Origin of the sequence: Legionella massiliensis (assembly GCF_000756815.1) — a bacterium.
GTDB classification, from domain to species: Bacteria; Pseudomonadota; Gammaproteobacteria; order Legionellales; family Legionellaceae; genus Tatlockia; species Tatlockia massiliensis.
The window spans coordinates 349951-371334 of sequence record NZ_CCVW01000004.1 but is presented as its reverse complement, the minus strand read 5'-3'; the positions used below and the strand labels follow the sequence as shown (position 1 = coordinate 371334).

Here is a 21384-nt window from a genome sequence, read left to right as displayed (position 1 = left end):
TCTTTTAAAGCATCCCCATCAAATTAGAAATAATTTTTATGCCTGCCTGATTAGGTAGGGAAAGGATCGTTTCAGGATGAAATTGCACAGCATAAACAGGCAGTGATTTATGAGCGATTGCCATCACAATACCATCCTGACTTAAGGCAGTAACCTCTAACTCGTCCGGAACTGCGGCTAGTCGAGCATAGAGCGAATGATAACGACCGGCTGTAATCTTGCTCCCCAAGTCTGCAAAGATACCAGCCTCTTTCTTTATTTGAATCTCGGAAGCCTTACCATGCATTGGATAGCTTAGTACATCAAGAACACCACCATAATATTCAACAATTCCCTGTAATCCCAAACAGACACCAAAGAGAGGTGTGTTCTGCTTAAGCACAGCATCGATTGTTTGTGACAGGTTAAAATCAGCGGGTTTACCTGGCCCTGGGGAAAGAAGAACCAAATCAAAGTGTTGCTGCTGTAAATAATCAAGGGCATATTCGCTGCGCACCGTCATCACCTCAGCGCCTGTTTGACGAACATAGTTTGCCAGGGTATGCACAAAGGAATCTTGATGGTCAACAAGCAGTACCTTTTTCCCCAAACCATTCTGAGGGATTGAGGACGCAAGACCAGGCTTATAATCAGGTCGTTGTAAAATATCTATAAATGCCGAGGCTTTCAGGCGAGTTTCTTGTTCCTCTGCCTCTGGCTCTGAATCATAAAGCAGGGTTGCACCTACCCGTATTTCGGCAATCCCCTCTTCAATCCTCATGGTTCTTAATACGAGTCCGGTATTTAAATTGCCATTAAAACCAAACCAGCCTACTGCACCGGCATACCATTTACGGGGTGATTTTTCATGTTTCTCTATAAAATTCATCGCCCATAATTTGGGAGCTCCAGTTACTGTAACTACCCACATATGTGTCAAAAAAGCATCAACAGCATCAAAGCCTTTGCGCAAAATGCCTTCGACGTGATCAACAGTATGAATCAGACGGGAATACATTTCGATTTGTCGACGACCTAAGACTCGTACCGAGCCGGCTTCACAGATCCGCGATTTATCGTTTCTATCAACATCAGTGCACATCGTTAATTCCGAAGCTTCTTTTTCTGAATCCAAAAGAATCTGGATATTGTGAGCATCTTCTATGGCATCCGCGCCACGCTTAATGGTCCCTGAAATAGGGCAGGTTTCAACGCGCCGATCATTCACGCGCGTATACATTTCCGGAGAAGCTCCAACCAAATATTCATTGGCACCTAAATTAATAAAGAAGCCATAGGGAGAGGGATTTACCCGACGCATGCGCCTGAAAACCGCTGAGGGTTGTTCGGGACAGTGCGCATAAAAAGTTTGACTGGGCACTACTTCAAAAAGATCACCACAAGCAAAACGCTCTTTGGCAAGCTCAACTAAGGCGGCATATTCCCCTGGTTGGTGATCACAATTTTTGCTTGGCTTATTCTTCGGCTCATAGGGCTTATACTCCCCTTCACGAGGCAAGGCTTGGGTTGATTTGCCATTGTATTGGAAATTATAGCGACGGATAAAAGCAATCTCTTTGCGATGGTTCACAACATAGATTTCATCAGGCAAATACAACACCATTTCGCGTTGATGTAAATCACGCTCCTTATGCTGTTGTAATTTTTCAAACTGAAAAATCAAATCATAGCCCAAAGCCCCATAAAAGCCTAAATAGTCCTCATCGGATTTAAAAAATCCAATCAATTCTCGCAGAATGCTAAAGACAGAAGGCTGCTGGCTACGCTCTTCTTCGCTAAAAATCTTTTCCGGGGGTCTTATTTTGATTTCAAGTTTTTGGGCGGACTGTTGTTGAATTATCAAGGCCTGACTAGCGCTTAATACTGGCAAAATAATCGCAAGCAGTATTTCCCCACGTTTATTTAAAGCCTCCATACGAATTTCTTTTGCCGTGCAGACAAGTGCTAAAGGCGGATTATAAAAACCAATATCCCAACAGGTGTAACGCCCAGGATATTCAAAGCTCGAAGCAAATAAGGCGCCTCGGTGAGTATCGAGTCGCTCAAGAAGCGGCTCAATTGCATTTTCATATACTAAATCGTGCTGTTCATACTCGATATGCACCCCACCCGCTGTTTTAATTTGCTGTAGCATCTGAGCCCTACTCTAAAAAACCGATTATTGCCATCCATTCTACTTTAAAACCCAGGCACTGCAAGATTGTGCTGATCGATTGAATTAGCCAGTCCCGACATCCTATTTTCAATCAATGTCAGGGCCCTCCTTGTCTCAACATTTCGTCATCCAGAGTGCAGCTAAGGATCTCCGGGATTAGCACTGTGCCACATTCAGGAGATCCTTCGCTACGCTCTGGATGACGTGCGTTAGGGGACACTTGTGTAAATACCTATGGATCATGTCGCGGGAACTCCTGTCTCCTTATAGAATTACGTTTTTTTGTCCCACCCAAGAATTTTTGATAATAAATATACATTTTGCCAATAGTTAATTAACAATGCCTTAATAATGGCCTGCTAAGATCTTTAACAATATAATCTGTGGAAGCTCTCATGACCATCGCAAATCTTAGTCGAAAAATATATAAGCACCTCGACCAACTAAAAAGCGAACATAATTTTTGGAACGTTGCTGAACTACAGGCTGAAGCCTTGATCCTCAATCATTGCTTAGAGCAACTTGAAACCTATCCTGATACCACTGAAAAAAGGAATCTTAGCAAACGCGTTAACGCCGGATTAGAACTAATTAAAAGAAGAGCACCAGAAAACCTTGGTGATTTTTCCCCTATTCTCTTATTACAAGCAATTGAAAATAGTGATACAGAATTACTAATAGCGCTGATAGCCCTTCGCCCAGAAGTTGTTAGCCAACCAATAGTTGACCAAGAAAGCGTATTGAAAACAAAAACCAACGCGCTGATTCTGGCCGCTACAAAGGGACGTATTGAAGTGGCGAAGTTATTGCTTAAAGTTAAGGGGCTGGATATTAACTTCGGTATGAGAAGGACTGCCCTTGATGAAGCTACAGCAGCAGGCAACCTCGAAATGGTGCAATTATTAGTTGAGGCTGGAGCAAAACCTACGCAAGCCTCTTTCCAAATTGCCTGTTCCAAAGGTTATTTACAAATTGCTCGGGAACTGGTTGAAGCCAATAAACAATCTGAAGCTCCCTTTGATTACAATCAAGCCTTAATGCTAACTATTACCCAAGGGAAAATGGAGACAATCCGCTATCTTGTTAATGAACTGGGGGCTGACGTTAACTTCGTTGAACCGCCTATTTTCAGTACAAATTCAGGCGATTTAACACCTCTCATTATAGCTATTCAGTATAAGCAATCTGAAGCAGCTTCTTTTCTTATTGGCGCGGGAGCAAATGTTGATGACGCAAAAGCTCATTTCGCTATGACTGCCTTGGGTTTTGCTGCCTTTATAGGTGATGCAATCAGCGTGGAAAACATTCTTGCGGAGAGCCTTGATGAGATTAATGCCCGAGATAAGGAAGGCTGCACCCCATTAATGCGGGCTGTACAAAATGATAATCCAGGCCTGGTCAAACAACTTCTTGATGCTGGCGCCAATGTTAATCTCAGACAGAAAAATGGTAATACAGCACTAATTGATGCAGTGCGTATGCGCTCTAGGGCTGTTGTTGATATCTTGCTAACTCAAGACAATCTTGAGTTAGAGGCTACAGATAAAGAAAAATACTATACAGCAAGAGAAATTGCATTTGCTAATAATGACAAAGCCATTGTCCAAGCCATCGATCAGTTCACTTCAAAACGTGAAGAACGCGAAATAAAACAACAGATGAAAAGCGAATTAGACGATATTATTGAGCAATACCTCGACCATAGAACGAATCAAGTCGATGATCAGGGCAAAACCAAAGAATATCTACGTTATTACATCTCTGGATTTTTCCAGAAAAGTTTTAGCCAGAAAAAGGACGCAGTTAATATTTTGCAGCAGGCGCTAAAAGGCGAAAAAGTTGATTTAGCAGCTCATCTTGCAACACTTAGAAATGGCAATTTAGGCAAACAACTTAGAGCATTTATCCGCTCAGGAAAGGCAGATTGTTTGGTAGGCTGTAAAGTAGAAACCGTTAGCTCTTTCGTTGCTATCTTGCACGCTAAGGTTAATATGGCGGGTGTGGCTAGACCTGTTGGCCCCTAAAAAGATTGTTTCTTGTTCCACTCAAGGTATACTTCTCTCTCGACTTTTAGTGGAACAAATCATGTCCTTAACAGAAAACGATTTGGATAAAATAGCCCAGCTAGCCTATCTTGATTGTAAATCAGAGAGCAATCCTCATCTTGCTGCTGAGGTGAATTCCATCATGGACTTTGTTGAAGAGCTACGCCAGGTAGACACTAGCGATATCGCCCCTTTATTCCATCCCCTTGATTTACATCAGCGACTTCGCAACGATGAGATCAGCGAACAAGATTGCAGTGATGCCTTGGCAAGAATCGCGCCTTCCTTTGAAGATGGCTACTATCAGGTTCCTAAAGTAATCGATTCAGGACAATAAATTTATGCATAAGCTTTCCTTACATGAGTTGACCCAAGGCTTACACCGAGGTGAGTTTTCCAGTCTGGAATTAACCTCGCATTACCTCAAGCGGATTGAGCAACATAAAAACCTTAATGCCTTTATTTCTATTGACGAAAATAGCGCCTTAAGTGCTGCAGCAGAAGCAGATAAACAGATTAAAGCCGGGCAGGCCAAGCTATTAACTGGCATCCCCATGGCGCATAAAGATATCTTTTGTACCTCCTCGATGCCCACTACCTGCGGCTCGAAAATGCTGGAAAATTTTCACGCACCCTATCAAGCTACTGTGGTTAATAAAATCGCTGAACAAGGGGCGATTTTGCTGGGGAAAACCAACATGGATGAATTTGCCATGGGGTCTGCGAATGAAAATAGTTATTTTGGCTCGGTTAAAAATCCCTGGAATATCAAGCACGTACCAGGAGGCTCATCCGGTGGCTCAGCTGCGGCTATTGCAGCAGGCCTGATACCCTTTGCTACAGGTACAGATACAGGTGGCTCTATCCGGCAACCTGCTGCCTTCTGCGGCATCTCTGGAATAAAACCCACCTATGGTTTGGTTTCACGCTTTGGCATGGTTGCCTTTGCTTCAAGTTTGGATCAGGCAGGTCCCATGGCCTCAAGTGCTGAAGATCTGGCTTTAATTCTTCAGGCCATGTCAGGTTTTGATGACAGGGATTCCACCTCCGCCAATCGCGCAATTCCTGACTATTCAGCAAGCTTAGCTCAGCCAATCAAAGGTCGGCGTATCGGTTTACCCTCTTGTTTTTTTCAAAAAGAAGTAGAACCTGATATTCAGCAGGCAATTCATGAAGCGGTAAAGATTTTCGAACAAGCTGGTGCTGAAATTATCCCGCTCGACTTAAAATTACAACCGCTATGGGTACCCTGCTATTACGTGATTGCCTGTGCTGAAGCCTCATCCAATTTGTCACGCTACGATGGGGTGCGTTTTGGTTATCGCTCTAATGAGGGAAATAGTTTACAAGAACAAATTATAAATACCCGTACAGAAGGTTTTGGTATCGAAGTGAAACGCCGTATTTTAACAGGTACCCATGTTTTATCATCCGGCTATTTTGATGCTTATTTTCTACAAGCGCTTAAAATCAGACGCATGATCCAAAATGAACTGCAAAGCTGCCTCCAACAGGTCGATCTGATTTTGGGTCCAACCACCCCAACTGTGGCCTTCAAACTTGGCGAAAAAATTGCTGATCCGGTGCAAAATTATTTAGCCGACGTTTTTACCGTAGCTGCTAATCTGGCAGGCATACCAGCCCTTTCAATTCCAGCAGGCTTTAGCGAAGGTTTACCAATCGGTATGCAATTAATTTCCAACCACTTTAATGAAACGCTGCTACTTAATTGCGCTCACTTTTTCCAACAATGTACTAACTGGCATCAAGCCAGAACAACCTATAAAGGGTGATTTATGGCATGGGATACAGTAATTGGACTTGAGGTTCACGCCCAGTTAAAAAGCAAATCAAAATTATTCTCAGGTTCAGCGACAAATTTTGGCGCCAAACCCAATTCACAAACCAGCTTTATCGATGCCGGACTTCCCGGAACCTTGCCAGTTTTGAATAAGGAAGCAGTCTCAATGGCGATCCAATTTGGCTTGGCAATTAATGCAGGTATCAATAATTACTCCTATTTTGAACGCAAAAATTATTTTTACCCTGACTTACCCAAGGGTTACCAAATTAGCCAATTTCAACGCCCTATCGTCGCAAACGGCTCGTTAAAAATAGAGCTAGCTGATGGTAGTGAAAAAGAAATTACTATTGTCAGAGCTCATCTGGAAGAGGACGCAGGAAAGTCCATACATGAGGCTCATGCGCAATACACTGGGATTGACCTTAATCGTGCTGGCACACCCCTATTGGAAATTGTCACTGCTCCCTGTCTTTTCTCTGCTGAGGAAGCTGTTAACTACCTGAAAGCCTTGCATACCTTGGTACGATTCCTCGGAATTTGCGATGGCAATATGCAAGAAGGTTCCTTTCGCTGTGACGTTAATATTTCATTAAAACCCAAAGGCTCAGAGCAGTTAGGCACACGCACAGAAATTAAGAATTTAAACTCTTTTCGCTTTATTGAAAAAGCCATCGCTTACGAACAAGCCAGACATCAGGATTTATTAGAATCAGGTCAGAAAATTGCGCAAGAAACCAGACTTTATAACCCTGATAGCAATACAACGCACCTCATGCGATCTAAAGAAAATGAAAATGACTATCGCTATTTTCCTGATCCTGATTTATTACCAATCCAAATTACCCCAGAAGACTTGCAAGAAATCAAACAGAAGCAGCCGATTCTACCTGAGGCGATTAAACAAAATCTTAGGCAAAATGCGAGCTTGAATAATGAAGACATCCAATTTCTACTTTCCAGCCCGGCAACCTATCACTATTTCAGTGAACTAAAAAAAGCCTGTCGCGCTGATGAAAAAACGATAGTTAATTGGCTTAAAGGCAGCTTCGCAGCAGCCTTGAATGAAGCGAATCTCAGCTTTGATAATTCACCAGTTTCCGTCGCTGATTTTGCTCCCCTATTAAACTATCTTAGCGAGCAAAAAATATCAGGGAATATTGCCAAACAAATCTTTGCTAAACTTTGGGCCGGACAAGGCAGTGTTGATGAAATTATCGAGCAAGAAGGCTACTCGCAAGTCAATGACCAGGCGATGCTTGATCAGCTAATCAAAACCATCGTCGAACGCCATCCCCAACAAGCAGCAGAGTTTCGCGCTGGAAAGGATAAATTATTAGGTTTTTTTGTCGGCCAAATTATGAAAGAAACTAAGGGCCAGGCGAACCCTGAGCAGGTTAATCTTTTATTAAAGAAATATCTTGCAATGAAAACATAGCATTTTGAAATAAAGAGGCTTTTGCATAGGTTTAATATGAGAGAAAAATACAGAAAAGGTTTTTTCCAAAAACAACCTATTGGGATATCTGAAATTTTTATTGGTTTTTTGTTGTTGATTTTCTCTTCATGGACAATAGCCTACCATATTGTTTTAGTAAGCAGAATTCCTGTATATTATTTAACATATATTTTTTTTTGCTCTTTCCTTTGTATTTTACTATTACTACATAGTCTAAGTAATGTTCAAATTAATAAAATAAATATCAAAGTGTTATTTTTCTTATTAATCACTGCACTTATAATCGCATCATATTCTATTTTATCATTAAGGCCAGATAACGATGATATCGAGTTTTACCATCGAGCATTTTTACAATCGATTCATATAGATTTACCTATTTATTTAAATGAAACGCTTTTAAATAAAGAAGATCTCCCTCCAATCTCCATCTTACACCTGGCAACATCCTATGAATATTTCACTGTCTTTATTGCCCATTTGTTAAAAACTAATTCTGTTGTCATTGCATATCAAAATTTAATGTCTTTTTTTGTGGCATTCCTCTTCCCCTTTATATATTTTTCCATATATAGATATTTAGGCTTCAGTAATAAAAAAGCATTTGTAGCGGTACTTCTTGTTATTTCTTTTTTGTTAATTGATGGGAATGTACATCGGTCTTTTGGAAATGTATCGTTTGCTCGATTGTGGCAGGGAAAGACCATTCTTTGGAACTTATTAGTTCCTATTTCTTTTATTATTCTACGTAATTTTTTGATATTTAGATCTAAATTTTTCTTTGTCTGTTTATTATTAATAGGAGTCTGTGCTGTTGGCTTAAGTAACTCAGGTGTCTATTTATTTCCGATTTTAATAGCCAGTGTAGCGATAGCAAAATTTATTTCAATGAACAAAAAAAAATTGGAAGAATATAGATTTCTAATTTATCTAGGTATCACGAGTATATACTGCGTTATATTTGGAGTCGGAATCTGTTCAAATTTACTTCCTATGCCTCACGACAAATCAGTGTGGGCTATCGGCTGGCCCTCTCTTTGGTACAAAAATATCATGCTTGTTTTTGATAATTTTGAGATCATAATAAGAGATTTTATTTTCTTATTTGCCCTTCCTTTAGTCACGTTGGAAAATAAGACGGGCAAATTTATTTGTTTATACTCAATTTCATTAATTCTCCTTTGCATTAATCCAATTACAGGACCTATTTGGCTTAGCATAATTGAACCAGCATCTTACTGGAGAATAGTTTATCTTTTCCCAATTCCTTTGTGTGCTGGATTACTAGCAAAGAGTGTATGCTTTTCAAAGCCCCTACATAAGAAAAATTTTGTGGCCGCCGCAGCAGTTATATCGTGTATTGTCGCATTTAAGCATGCGGCAATAAGCTTTAAAACATCAGCTTATAAAACACCTTTTGAATATAAATTTGATAAAAAAGCGTTAAAATCAAGTGAAGGGATGAATGCGTTTTTATTGAATAGAAATGTGTTAGCAGTTGATGAAATAATCAATATACTCCCTTTAATTAATCCAACGATTAAATTCGAAGCAGGCAGAGGATCATCAGTCATATATTACTTTAATGAATATGGCAATTCTGAAGAGGGTCATCGAAGAGCTAACGCTAAATATTATGTAGAAACAGGGGCTATATTTGCGCAAGAGGATTTTATAACGTCTATCCTAAATGGCGTAAACGCAGTTATTATGAGAAATAAACTGGCTATGAATATTGTTAACACAATTCAGTCTCTTAAATCTGAGGAAAACAGATGGAAAATTGTTTACGCTGATGAGGATTACTCATTAGTATTGAAAGAGTTACCCAATGAAAACCTAGCTTCTCAATAAATCAGGATAAGCCCCAATCTTTGCCAAACGCTCAAGGATTTTAATATTTCTTGCAGCAAGGTTGTATATTTCCGTAATGGTTTCATCTTTTTTCATATCAAATTTTTCCTGAATTAAGTTAATTTCATTCTCATCAGGAGTAATGTAATCAATCTCTTCAATAATTGATTTTATCTTATCAATTTCCATGTTTTGGTAATTAAAATAATGATTGCGCTCATAAAGTTCTTTATCAAATACCAAATTAGGAAATTCTCTAAAAAGCTCCAGATTATTAATACCGATAACCGTTGGATCCTGCACAAAACAAATATTATTAAGCAAGAAAAAATCGTTAGAAATACCAGATAAAGGTCGATTTATTATTGAGCAATTAATAATAGGAAAACCCAAGCCAATATAGTTTAAAAAAATCAGATTAAATACTCGATCAATATAATGTTCAAAATCCGATTCATGGTTGCTTTTAATACAATCTACAATATAACTAAAATCAAGTCCCTGACAGCTGCTTTTGTTTAGACCCTCACAATACCAAATCACAAAAAGATATTTGTTCATTGGATGAGCAAGATACTTTTCTGCAATTGAATCCTGAAAATTTCTTATATCCTCAACAAGTTTAGGCGTGATCAACGCCGGTGTTTTAGGCTTTAAACAAACAAACATTCCATTGTTTTCTTCCTCCCTGGTAATTAATAGTTCAAGATTTTGCATTTCCACATCCAAACCTAGATCAAATTTCAACTAATACAGTTCCCCAAGTGAAACCGGCACCAAAGCCAGTTAGCAGCAAGATATTGCCCTCACTAAGCCCTTCTCTCTTACAAAAATTATCAAGCGCTAAAGGGATTGAGGCAGCACTCGTATTACCGTGATTTGTCAGACAGATTTCACATAAATCAGTAGAAATTTTTAGATTATTACAAACTGAATTGATGATTCTAATATTCGCTTGATGAGTGATAATTTTCTTAAGATCACTTGGTTGAAGTTTATTCTTGTCTAAGGCCAGATTAATTTCATCAGAAAAATGATTAACAGCGGCTTTAAAAACTTCTTTGCCATTCATAGATATAGAGGGGGCGATCTGATTCAGTGCTTCAAAACCCTTGCCAATACCCCAGGGATTTAATAAAAGCTCACTACCATCACAGTCATTATCCCAATGCGTATAACAAATCCCTCTGGATGAGCAATTCGTTTTATTTTTAAGTACTACAGCACCAAAACCATCGCCAAATAAGACGCCTGTTGTTGAATCGCTCTGCTCAGTAATTTTAGAAAAGGCATCACAACCCATTACCAGACCATAACTTAGTTTATTTGCCCGCATAAATGATTCAGCAAGAATCAAGGCATGAATAAATCCTGTACATGCTGCCTGTATATCAAAGGCCATAGCTTTTTCTATACCCAAGCCTTTTTGAATCAAGGTGGCTGTACTAGGCATGATTTGATAAGGTGTCGTTGTCGCAGTAACGATTAATTGGATTGATTGCTCATTAATATCAGCATGCTTAATAGCATTGGTTGCAGCTTTAATGCTTGCGTCAAGAAAATCTTCTCCGTCAAGAACATGTCGCTGCAGAATTCCTGACCGTTGGAATATCCATCCTGGTTCAAGGTTAAGCTTTTGTTCTAATTCAAGGCTTGTTATGATTTTTTTGGGTAAATAACTTCCACAACCTATTATATTGATGCTCATTAAAATCGCCTTCAATGCTTCTACGCAGAATCCTTTTGCGATTTTGTGCCTAATCCGTAGATATCCAAGTTTTTAACTAAGTACTGAACAGTATAGAACAGCTTGTTCGCATTAGCACAAATTTTGTTCAATTTTTTGATATCTGTTTGATGACTGTTTCCCGCGGCATCGCCGCGGGAAAATTCAGATTAGTAAGGTTTGACAATAACAGTTGTACCAATATCGATAAAGTCCTGGTTCAACCATTTGGCGGCACTAGGTAATACCCTTACACAACCATGGCTAGCATTATAGTTAGGCACTTCATAGGCGGCGTGGATAGAATAGCCACCATTAAAGTGCATACAATAAGGCATACGTGCTCCACCATGTGTTTCTACTGGATAAAGGCTAGAGGTACACTCTTCACCTTTCTTAGAGTAAACGTGGAAAGTACCAGTAACTGTTCGACAACCTCTTCCGGTATCTTCACAATAATCCTTTCCTCCTGAAGCACTTCCCGTTTTAACCCGGTTTCCTTGAGCATCATAAGCTGCCCATGCGGTGGCTTTCGGGTCAAAAATAAAGACTTTCCGACCGGTAGCCTCGCGTTTTTCTGGGAAATAACCAGCCCCTTTGTGATCCGATTCCATACTCATTGTGTAATGCGTATAACCCGCATCATCCACAATGCCTACTCTATCGGATGAACATGAAGCTGCCAAAACAGATAACGAACATATAACTAGTTGCTTTTTCATTGGTGATCCCTCCCTCTTTTTTTATGTTATCGGGAGCGACTTGAATAAATTTAGTGTTTTTTAAACATTTTTTTATCTATTTGATTTATTTATGATCTTTTTGCTTATTTAGTATCACATGCTTTAGTGATTCTGGCAGCATCGCCAAGATAGCCAAATCCAGTTGTTCATCACTACACTCAAAACAACCACCCCGTGCTGGCATTGCATTAACCCCCTCCTCCGTATGCTGCAACAAAACCTTAATACCCTGCTTTACTCGAGGGCCCCACTCATTTTCATCATTAACTTTAGGTGCACCTAACTGAATCAGAGGCTTAACCCCATGACAGCTTATACAGAAATGATTCACGATCTGCATACCCTCATCCTTGCTTCCTTTTATAGATCGCAGAAACTCCTGCGGATGATGGCTTTCTGCCTGTAATGTGGCTAGATGAAAACAGAACAAAAATGCAAAAACGAACTTTAAAGAGCGGTGCATCTTACCCCCCTAGGATTTTCTGATATAAACCTCAGCTAAAACTGGCACATAACTTGCTTTGTCTCTGCGATTGAAGAAATGAGGTTATCTAATGTTAAGACAGACGATCCTAGGTATTTTACTTATTTTTGCAAGCTCTTTCTTGCAAGCCGAGCAAAAACAATCCCTCGATTTAATTAAACAAAAAATTGAAAGTTATGTAGTAAATGAATTGGCAAATCAACATAGTGACGATATCCAGGTTTCTGCTGAAAAAATAGATCCCCGTCTTAATTTAAAAGCTTGCGAAGATGCTGAGCTTGAAGTATTCAATCCCTACAAAACCCCCATGATATATACAAGCACAGTGGGTATTCGTTGTAAAGAACAAAACACACATTGGACTTTATATGTACCAATAAGAATTACTCTAAACAAAAAAGTGATTGTTGCGAAACGAGCATTACCTAAGGACACACCAATTACTGTCGCTGATATAGCTAAGGTTAAAATGGATGTTAGTCATCTAAAACAAGGTTATTTCATCCAAGAGCAGGATGTAATTGGGCGAGTGAGTAAACATAACATTCCTGAAGGTACTGCGCTTAACGCATTTAATTTACAATCCGCTGTAGTCATCCACAAAGGTGAGCAAGTTAGTATTCAAGCAATCAATGAAATGATTAATGTCAGCATGCACGGCATTGCCTTAAATGATGGTGCTCTAGGCGACCTGATTAAAGTACAAAACCAGTCTTCTAAACGAGTGATTGAAGCACAGGTCAGTGGCACAAAATTAGTTAGAGTTACGCTTTAAAATGATGAAAACTCCTTCTTCTTTTTAGCGAATTTTCGCGAGCTTGTTTGCAAAAATTGGAGCTGATAAAAAAAATTATTTTTAAAATTTATTTAAAATCATAGTGACTTTTAGTTTTAAATGTGATATTCGTTGCAGATTGGACGAAATTTCTAAAGATTTCAGGATAGGAGCCGATAACAATCATGAGTGTAATCGAGAGTAATGTTATGGTAAATCCACTAAATGATTCGAGCAATTTTAAGCGGATTGACGTTGATAACCGAACCCAGCGTCAGCAAACTGTTGCTCCAGGTCAAAGTACTGATGAATCTAATCAAGTCAGTCTGAGTGATACCTCAAAACAAATGAATGCCTTAAAGGAATTTATTCAGAATATCCCTGATGTTAATAAAGCCCGCATTGAGTTTCTTAAAGAAGAATTGGCAAGTGGACGTTATCGTATCCTTAGCGATCAGGTTGCCGCAAAGATGTTTGCTGACATTGAGATAGCTTAGCTCTCAGCTTATTTTCTAATATAGCTGGATAGTTTTATTCTATCCGGCATATTTGCTACTTTCTTAGAAATTACGTTTTAAGGACTAAAATGACGAATCCCAAAGCAGAACAATTAATTAATTTGCTACAAGGAGAAATACTCTTGATTAGCAAATTAATTGACCACTTATCTGAAGAAAAAATAGCCTTGATGGAGCGTCAATTCGAAGAGCTGGAAGCCTTAGCCCAGAAAAAAGAAGAGCTTTCCCAACAACTTGAGAATAGTGCGAAACAACGAGTTGAAATCCTTGAAATTTCAAACTATGACAATAACGCCAAACAAAGCTTACAGATCTTTTTAAAACAATGTGATAGCGAGCAAGCAACAAAAATTGAGCAGTTAAATAAGCAACTTGCGGAAAAATTAGCTACCTGCCGCGAACAAAATTCAGTGAATGGCCAAGTCATCGCCACTAATCTTAATACTCGCCAGGAAATCATTAGCATTCTAACCGGTCAAGTGAATAACGATGCTATCAATACTTATACCGCAACTGGAAGTGTCTCCTCGAGTAATGAGTCGAGCAGACATCAAGAAGCTTGAATATCTAGCAGAAGCTGATATTTATTTCACTTATTGCACAGCATGGTTTTTAATTATATAATTCGCGCCATTTTTACCAATACAGACTAAAATGGCGCAAAATAATCTATTTAATTTTATTGCTACTAATTTCGCCTCTCTAAAAGCCATTTTTCTAGCCCAAGACATTAATCTCAAAGAGGATGAAAATCTGCAAGGTAAATCATATTATCGCTTTGACTTACCTTTTCAGCATCTAACACTCAGTACCGAAGAACAAGCATATAGACTAAAAGGCCATCATATTAGTATTTATCAAACTGAGAATGGTGCTAATCCAGCCCTTAGCCAATATCATTACACTGCCTATTTTAATGATAAAGCAGGTAATTCATATCAGCTTCATGTCTATTTTAACGCTGAAGACAAATTAACCATGCAGCCACTACTATCGATAAGAGATAGCCAATCTGGCCGGTTTACTCCTATTAGCAGCGAAGATTTTGATGAACAATTTATCAGCCTAGCAGTCTCATCAATGAGGCCAACAATAGGACTATTACGAAAACAACTTAGTGATAAAGTGTCCTCTCTCAAGACCAGCTTCCAGCAATTTGAAGCAAATGCTAGGCAATTATCTGAAACCTTAGACAGCAACCCCAATCTATACATTAAAGCACTTACTAAGGTTGAGAATGCCCTGGCTCTCCTCATTCCACTGGTACCCCATAGCGACTATGAGTCAAGAAAAAGTTTTATTGGTCAAATGAGAGTTAATGTTCAACGACTTTATTGTGATGATACAAAAGTAGATGAACCCTCTAAGGGGAAAGAGAAGGAAAAAGTGAAGCTAAGGAAAGTTCAACCTCAAACTACTAAGCTTTCTCAAAATCATCACACTCTATTCAGAAGCAGCAGAAAAGCAGATACACTTTTTGTTCAAGAGCTTGATGCCTTGATCCTAAGTCTATCCCAATTGCCAGAGGTAGCTGACCAACCAGCTCATTTAAAACAAATTTTCCCTCGAGTTTATCAACTAGCGTTATTGCTAGAGCTTGAAGCAGAACAGCCATCTGCGGACTGTTTAAGGAAACTGAAAAAGTTGCACAGCGCCCTTCATTCCGAGGGAGAAAATTTACTGCTTAGCTTATTAAAAGAAAGGAAATTTGAGCAAGCAAGAGAACTTTCGCCCTTCTTCTATATCTTTGACATCAAAAACCTAAATTTGGCCTTGCAGAGCAGAAACCATGAGTTGTTAGACTTTTTGTTGGCAACAAACAATTTTATGATTAATACGCAACCAGTAATTATCAAAGGCGTCACTTATCCTTCTGCTGTACATTACTGCTTTAATCGCCACAGCCAAAATACACCCATGCAGGATTGCTTGGCTGTGTTAATTAAACATGGCGCTTCACTCCTGGTTAAAGGTGATAATGGTTTACCAATAGGCCACACTATCCTTACAACCCCAGAGCATCCATTAAAAAGGGCTTTGGAGTCTAATAAAGACAATCTTAGTTTTTATAAACAACTTATCGTTGAATTAAATCGCTATCTTAAGGAAACCGAGGTTGAAGAAGCCCAGCAACACGAGCTAAATCAATCAATACGGTACTATCAACATTGTGTTGAGCGACTGAATGCACTGAATCAGGTCACTAAGTCAAGAACTGAAAAGAATTTCCTCTTGGATAAATTTTCAAGTCTACGATCAAAATATAGTGAGGGGCCTGTTCATAATCTTATTAACAAGTTAGAAAATGATAAGGAATTCCTTGAGGTCTCTAATACGTTAACTAGGGAAACTTTGGCAGTTATAAAACGATTGCCGGCTTTTCAGCGCAAGCAGCAGATTGAGGCAATAAACAAATCTTATGATGAGTTTGATATTTACTTTTCAAACAACGATCAAACGGACCAAGATTTTGAGGAGCTTAAGAACTCTGTTCTACCACAAGCTAGAGCAGCCCTAGAGACCATAAGAAAATTTGATGAGTATCTTGATATCACTAAAGAACTCAAGAAACCAACCTACACTAAAGGCGCTGTAAATAAAGCTAATCATCTAATAGCAAAGCAAAAGCAATTACATAAAGAACTTATAGAAACTCATTTTCAATATTGCTTACCTGAGCTACCAGTATCTCTTAAGACACTCGAAAATAATTTGCACGATATAAGCGCTTCTATGCAGAGTTTCTCCGACTTACTTGGCTCTTTATTTCCAGAACAAATGGAAGTTACAGAAAACGAGGAGGATGAAAAATCATCTGAACAAGCCTCTCAAGTTGAGGATGAGAAGGCAGTTGAGACATTGAAGAACCTTATTCAGTCATTGGACTCTTTTAATATATTCTCAAAGCAGCAGCCCAAAAAGTCTGATGATGAGCCTAAACCTGGTTTTTATAAGAGTGCGCCACAGTAGCATGCACGCTCCTCTCTAACTCTCACTGCCTTTAAGTTAACGTCAGTTATGGATAAGAGGTTTTATAACCGCTCGCGCTGAGGTCTGTGCGCAAGCACTGATCTCAACGCGTCACAGAGTACAAGGCTTCGAGACCCGAGGTATCCCCACGAATTTGTAACTCAAAAAATAGTTATTTATTAAATCATTATGCTCTTTCTTATGTCGCTCCCACGTAGGCGGGAATCAATTTCTCAAGCAAAGTGAAGTTTCCGCAAGCCAGCAGAAACTTCACAAAAAAGCGGGGTGTAATTCAATTAATTAGTCGTTCTTTGAATTTCTCCGAGACATACTCGCATGACAAATCATTTCCCCTTCAGCGAGCACAGGCTCAGAATTGCTATTATCAAAAAATGTCGTGATAAATTGCTGTTTAGTGATAATAGCTACCTTAGTAAAACCTAGATTATTCATTTTCATTGTCAGTTCATCTTTTCCTATACCCCAAAGAAAGTTCTCTTTTTTCTTATTTAACCACCATTTAATGAGGGGGCTAGCAGATTTAAATTGAATATCATTATTTGCTCGTTTATCCAAAAAAGTAAAAATTACATCTAGATTATTTGAAAAGAGGTCGATTAAGTCACTGAAACATTTATTGACATCATCTTCATTTAAATACATCAATACGCCTTCAATTATAACCAGTGTTTTTTTATTAAGGTCAATGATGGTTTGATCTTTTAGTACTTGTCTAATACCAATTTTAGAAAGATCTGCCGATAAAAAATATAAATTAGAGGGAGCATAACTCTTTAATAAAGCAGCTTGTTTTTGCTTTTGGGTGTTAGGATGATCAACTTCCATACATCTAACCTCGCTGTACCTTGAAGCCATTATTGCACACAAAGTGTCATATCCTGCTCCAATATTAAGGAGCTGTGTACAGCCATTTTCTATAATGCCTATAGTGAGTTCTTCAATATATTTCTTTCTAGTTGCAACATGTAAAATAAAACCCTTATTTAATAGGCTCTCAATAAATAGGAGTAATCCTCGAGTCAATTTATTTTTGATCAGGAATGAAAAAATTTTTGGATATTTGAATATTTCATTCGCTATAGCTTGGCTTAATTGAGCAGATTCTGGCGATACTATTAATGGCCCTGCATCGCTTTTTGATTCAAATAAAACTACTTTTAAAATAAGTGCTGCTGTAGCACTTGGTTTTTCCTTATTCATTTCCACTTAGCTCATGACTAAACATTTTTTTATAATGACGATACCAAGTCGATTGAAAAACCTCATGATTATCGTATTTCAATTTGAGTTTCAAAAAGTTAACAAATTGGGGATATGCATTTAATAATTCACTCTTGCTAGCCCATCTGTGATAAGTCAAATAAAAACTCCCGCCCAGTGCCTCTGCTCTATCAATAATTAACCTAAAATCACGTTTAGACTTTTCTAGCCCTTGAGGAGAATGAACAACATGAAAATTAAATACAATACAGGCATAATTTTGTTTAGCCCATGCTAAATAACTTCCATCATCTTTATTTATCAATCGCACTGTTCCATAGATAACATTGATTTGATCCTTACGGAAATCTTCTCTTAATTGAGCAAATAAGAAGGCTAATTTATCGCGAGGAACATAAATTTCGCTAATTACCTCAGACGAGTCTTTATTGATTTTTTCGTGATAATTATTAACGTATACACCCAGTTGATTTGTATCTGAGCGATAAAGTTGTCCATTGGTTTTAAGATAAAACTGAGAATAGATATCAAAGGCTTTGGATTTGTTTGTATGTGCAAGCAGAAGTAACTCGGTCCAATTTTCTTCTGATAATTCAAGACGTTTTGCTGGTATTTCATTAAGTTTTTTATTGACTGGCTTATAAAAAGAGTAAATTCCTCTTCGCATAAATCCATCTGATTTAGGATCGATATCGAATTGAAAATCACCGTATAAATAGTGATTTCTGGTTTTTTGAGTTGCTAAGGGAATAAACTGGTCAATATTCATTATTTCTACTTCACGTTGCAAAACTGTGACGGGCATTAATCGTAATTTAACTGTCGCAATGACACCAAACAATCCATAACCACCAATTACCAATTTGAATAACTCAGGATTTTTTGTGCGGCTGCAAAAAATTAATTTGCCTTCTGCGTTAATTAAGGTAAATGATTCGACATCATCGATCATTGGCTTCATATTGAGACCGCGCCCATGAATATTCGACGAAAGTGCTCCGCCAATGCTTAAATTATCAGCCCCAGTTTGTTTTTGTCTTATTCCCCATAAGGTTTTATTGTTTTTCTGATTTTTTAATAACCAGTCCACTATTTTAGTCCACTCAATACCAGACTCTACTTCTAAGATCCCTTTCTTATCATCTAAGCCGATTACTTTATTGTAATCGGTCATACTCAGGTTAATGGTACCCGTGCCAAACTGTTGCCCACCCATGGAATGTTTTCCACCACTAATACTGATAGACAAACCATCCGTTTTAGCTTGTTTGATTATCTGAATTATTTCCTCAATAGTCTTTGGATGTTCTACTCTAAGATGTAGGGTTTTATTGAGTTTAGAGTGAATATCATTGAGTTCCGTCTTCGAGTTTTCTGCTAGAGAATAGTCGCATAGAGAAATTATGAGCAGAATTAACAGTAAGTATTTGAATTTGATTATCATTATTATTTAATCTCACTTGAATTTAACGACTGTATTAAGCCCTTATAAAGTATAGACAAAGCGAGGATTTGTACTAAGTGATAAGTTGCATTGTAATTAAAATAAACTAAATGTATCGAAATTGCTGCATGCTGAATATAAGCTGCCAATAGGCTGAGCAAAATACCCATTAATATCCATATGCAATAAGTTGATTTAGTTTTTAGAAAGCTAACAAGGTTTGCTATGAATAAAAAAACTATTGCAGGAACATAGTTATAAATTGCAAAAGCAAAGTTTTGAGAATAAAAAATAATAAAGATGGAATAAACCAGAGATATAAAAATTATAAATACAATCCATTTAGACAGAGCGCGGTTATTGAAAATATAGCAACCTCCTAAAATCCAGCAAGAAGAGGCAGTTATCCCAATGCTAAGCATAACGACAGTCCAAAATCCTTTACAGCTAACTGTCATATTTGCACAAAATTCATGGATAATCCCGCCAAATAAAGAAGAGAGCGAAATAGTTAAAAATAATATTAACCAAAGGGATTTAATAAATTTTTTATTAGTTTGAAATTGATAAATTTTAAATGAAAACCAAAGGGTTATAAGAGTAAGAAGGTAGTCCGTTATTGCAACAATAGGTTCTGTCATTTTGTTTGGCTAGTACTTAATGTCAGATTATCATATTTAATATCAATATATTATTCAATGAGTTATTCCTGACCTTTCTGCAAGATTGCAGAAAGGCTTGTCCGAAAATAGATACAACGTACACGGCCAAAAGAGTAGATTAAGCCAGAACTCGATAAAAATTAGCAAATTGTGCACGAACCAGGTGATTGCTGGTTATGGTTATTATCAGCAGTAGCTTGCTTTTGTGTTTCTGTCTGGAACTTATTGCCATTCTGGCCAATTTTGTTTGAACTAGTTCCAGATAGAGAATTAGAGTACTGAACAGTCTGATTGCTTGGAATAGTTGGTGAACGAGCTGCCAACAACCCTATTTTACCTATTGCTCGAGCAGCGCTAGCAGCGTTGGCGCTTAAGTTTTCTACTCCTGATAATTGTTCAGTCTGTATTTTAGCAGCTCCGTTCTCCCCATTATTATTAGAAGTTATTTGAGCAGAAGATGTAAGGCTATCAGTTAAATGAGGTGATTGATTTGGACAATCCCCCATAAGAGTATCCTGTTGAGTGGCTGATTCGAGAAGAGTTAGATTTGTTTCAGTAAACCATGCAGGGTTTTTAATTAAATTTAGAGCCTTAAAGAACTCTATCGATGGATGCTTATCCGCTAAAAATGAGAATAAAATCTGTGAAGACGAATCGTCTTTTCTCATTCTATGCAAAAGATTTTGGTACTCACTGAGAGGACGCAAAGAAGCAATAATTCGAAGATTTTCTTTCTTTAGCAAGGGTGAATGAGGATTTTCTTTGTTTACATCGCTTACAAACTGAATGCTTGTGATTTTTTTATACGTTTAAAAGCTCAGGATCTTGCAATGGTTCAATAGTTAATAATTTTTCATCGATTTCAATCAGCTGATTCATATAATATTTTTGTAAGGCTAACATGGCTTTGAAGCTTGGATGATATTTTTCTTTACAGACCTGTTTGGGGATAGTCGCAGAGAATACTTCATTGCATAGTGCACAGCGCAATTTCTCAATCCAATACTTATTTATTGAAGCTAGATTTTGGCCTTTGATATTAACAAGAATACCCGGGGGAATGCGATAGAGCTTGCCTCCACAAGCCGATGGGCAGGACTCGCCAGGGCATAGAGAAGACTCAAGGGGTATTGTGTGTTCATTAGCATGGGGATACACAGTGTGGGGCATTCGTCCATGTCCTTTGGACTTTTTATCCTCCTGAGGGGCTTGATTAGAGGCCTCTGGCTTTTCAGAGTCTGTAACAACCTCAGGTTTTTCTATCGCAGGCGATTGCTTTTGAGTGGTTTTAGCACCCTTGCCAAAAATAAGGCGTTTTAAATTTGATATCGTTACTTTGTGCTCGACCAACGCTTTGGGTATCCATGAGGCAAGGTTAATACAGCCAATCACAAAAGGCTTTATTTCTTCAGGAAGATTCGATGATTGAACTAAGCTAATGGTTTCTTCTATCTCTTCATTGAGACTTTTCAATCACTTTTGGTAAGTCTTTGCCTAGTATCATTG

At 38.2% G+C, this 21384-nt stretch carries 19 protein-coding genes; 9 read left to right on the top strand and 10 right to left on the bottom strand.

Annotation, left to right across the window (positions count from 1 at the left end; genetic code table 11):
• Nucleotides 1–4 precede the first annotated feature (4 nt).
• Nucleotides 5–2134 carry an anthranilate synthase component I gene (locus tag BN1094_RS16370; RefSeq protein ID WP_044012219.1) on the bottom strand — a complete coding sequence of 710 codons (2130 nt, stop codon included), beginning with the start codon at nucleotides 2132–2134 and terminating at the stop codon, nucleotides 5–7.
• Nucleotides 2135–2550: 416 nt separating this feature from the next.
• Here BN1094_RS16370 and BN1094_RS16365 point away from each other — a divergent pair, with 416 nt between their 5' ends.
• The 5 genes from BN1094_RS16365 to BN1094_RS16345 all read left to right on the top strand — a co-directional run bounded on the left by BN1094_RS16365 (nucleotide 2551) and on the right by BN1094_RS16345 (nucleotide 9314).
• On the top strand, nucleotides 2551–4179 hold the full coding sequence (locus BN1094_RS16365; RefSeq protein WP_044012218.1) for an ankyrin repeat domain-containing protein: 1629 nt from the start codon (nucleotides 2551–2553) through the stop codon (nucleotides 4177–4179).
• Nucleotides 4180–4240: 61 nt separating this feature from the next.
• Entirely contained in the window at nucleotides 4241–4537 is a 297-nt protein-coding gene (gatC, locus tag BN1094_RS16360; RefSeq protein ID WP_044012216.1) for an Asp-tRNA(Asn)/Glu-tRNA(Gln) amidotransferase subunit GatC, read from the top strand.
• A 4-nt stretch (nucleotides 4538–4541) separates the two neighbouring features.
• A complete protein-coding gene (gatA, locus tag BN1094_RS16355; RefSeq protein WP_044012215.1) occupies nucleotides 4542–5993 on the top strand; it encodes an Asp-tRNA(Asn)/Glu-tRNA(Gln) amidotransferase subunit GatA in 1452 nt (483 codons plus the stop codon).
• A 3-nt stretch (nucleotides 5994–5996) separates the two neighbouring features.
• On the top strand, nucleotides 5997–7439 hold the full coding sequence (gatB, locus tag BN1094_RS16350; RefSeq protein WP_044012213.1) for an Asp-tRNA(Asn)/Glu-tRNA(Gln) amidotransferase subunit GatB: 1443 nt from the start codon (nucleotides 5997–5999) through the stop codon (nucleotides 7437–7439).
• Between the two features lie 36 nt (nucleotides 7440–7475).
• On the top strand, nucleotides 7476–9314 hold the full coding sequence (locus tag BN1094_RS16345) for a DUF6077 domain-containing protein (RefSeq protein ID WP_044012212.1): 1839 nt from the start codon (nucleotides 7476–7478) through the stop codon (nucleotides 9312–9314).
• Here BN1094_RS16345 and BN1094_RS16340 read toward each other — a convergent pair.
• From BN1094_RS16340 to BN1094_RS16325, 4 genes are all read right to left on the bottom strand, one after another.
• Nucleotides 9300–10031 (bottom strand): hypothetical protein, encoded by a 732-nt coding sequence (locus BN1094_RS16340; protein WP_141650504.1) that lies wholly within the window; start codon nucleotides 10029–10031, stop codon nucleotides 9300–9302. The two genes, BN1094_RS16345 and BN1094_RS16340, sit on opposite strands and share 15 nt — an antisense overlap.
• Nucleotides 10032–10050: 19 nt before the next feature.
• Complete coding sequence (locus tag BN1094_RS16335; protein WP_044012210.1) at nucleotides 10051–11022, bottom strand: 3-oxoacyl-ACP synthase III family protein; 972 nt, start codon at nucleotides 11020–11022, stop codon at nucleotides 10051–10053.
• Between the two features lie 188 nt (nucleotides 11023–11210).
• Complete coding sequence (locus tag BN1094_RS16330) at nucleotides 11211–11762, bottom strand: L,D-transpeptidase (RefSeq protein WP_044012209.1); 552 nt, start codon at nucleotides 11760–11762, stop codon at nucleotides 11211–11213.
• A gap of 85 nt (nucleotides 11763–11847) precedes the next feature.
• Complete coding sequence (locus BN1094_RS16325) at nucleotides 11848–12246, bottom strand: c-type cytochrome (protein WP_044012207.1); 399 nt, start codon at nucleotides 12244–12246, stop codon at nucleotides 11848–11850.
• Between the two features lie 91 nt (nucleotides 12247–12337).
• Here BN1094_RS16325 and flgA point away from each other — a divergent pair, with 91 nt between their 5' ends.
• From flgA to BN1094_RS16305, 4 genes are all read left to right on the top strand, one after another.
• The gene (gene flgA, locus BN1094_RS16320) at nucleotides 12338–13042 is read left to right on the top strand and encodes a flagellar basal body P-ring formation chaperone FlgA (RefSeq protein ID WP_044012206.1); all 705 of its coding nucleotides are present in this window, start codon (nucleotides 12338–12340) and stop codon (nucleotides 13040–13042) included.
• 185 nt (nucleotides 13043–13227) lie between these two features.
• The gene (gene flgM / locus BN1094_RS16315) at nucleotides 13228–13539 is read left to right on the top strand and encodes a flagellar biosynthesis anti-sigma factor FlgM (RefSeq protein WP_044012205.1); all 312 of its coding nucleotides are present in this window, start codon (nucleotides 13228–13230) and stop codon (nucleotides 13537–13539) included.
• A gap of 89 nt (nucleotides 13540–13628) precedes the next feature.
• On the top strand, nucleotides 13629–14123 hold the full coding sequence (locus tag BN1094_RS16310; RefSeq protein WP_044012204.1) for a flagella synthesis protein FlgN: 495 nt from the start codon (nucleotides 13629–13631) through the stop codon (nucleotides 14121–14123).
• 91 nt (nucleotides 14124–14214) lie between these two features.
• Nucleotides 14215–16530, top strand: a complete 2316-nt coding sequence (locus tag BN1094_RS16305) for a hypothetical protein (protein ID WP_044012203.1) — start codon at nucleotides 14215–14217, stop codon at nucleotides 16528–16530.
• Between the two features lie 300 nt (nucleotides 16531–16830).
• On the opposite strand, the gene BN1094_RS16300 is transcribed toward BN1094_RS16305, so the two are convergent.
• From BN1094_RS16300 to BN1094_RS20150, 5 genes are all read right to left on the bottom strand, one after another.
• Nucleotides 16831–17751, bottom strand: a complete 921-nt coding sequence (locus BN1094_RS16300) for a class I SAM-dependent methyltransferase (RefSeq protein ID WP_044012202.1) — start codon at nucleotides 17749–17751, stop codon at nucleotides 16831–16833.
• Nucleotides 17744–19216 (bottom strand): FAD-binding oxidoreductase, encoded by a 1473-nt coding sequence (locus tag BN1094_RS16295; protein ID WP_044012201.1) that lies wholly within the window; start codon nucleotides 19214–19216, stop codon nucleotides 17744–17746. The genes BN1094_RS16300 and BN1094_RS16295 overlap by 8 nt, the downstream gene beginning before the upstream one ends.
• Before the next feature lie 2 nt (nucleotides 19217–19218).
• On the bottom strand, nucleotides 19219–19857 hold the full coding sequence (locus BN1094_RS16290) for a DUF6962 family protein (RefSeq protein WP_044012200.1): 639 nt from the start codon (nucleotides 19855–19857) through the stop codon (nucleotides 19219–19221).
• Nucleotides 19858–20018: 161 nt separating this feature from the next.
• A complete protein-coding gene (locus tag BN1094_RS16285) occupies nucleotides 20019–20546 on the bottom strand; it encodes a hypothetical protein (protein WP_044012199.1) in 528 nt (175 codons plus the stop codon).
• 133 nt (nucleotides 20547–20679) lie between these two features.
• Nucleotides 20680–21351: a hypothetical protein gene (locus BN1094_RS20150; protein WP_245614381.1), complete on the bottom strand. Its 672-nt coding sequence runs from the start codon at nucleotides 21349–21351 to the stop codon at nucleotides 20680–20682.
• Nucleotides 21352–21384 lie beyond the last annotated feature (33 nt).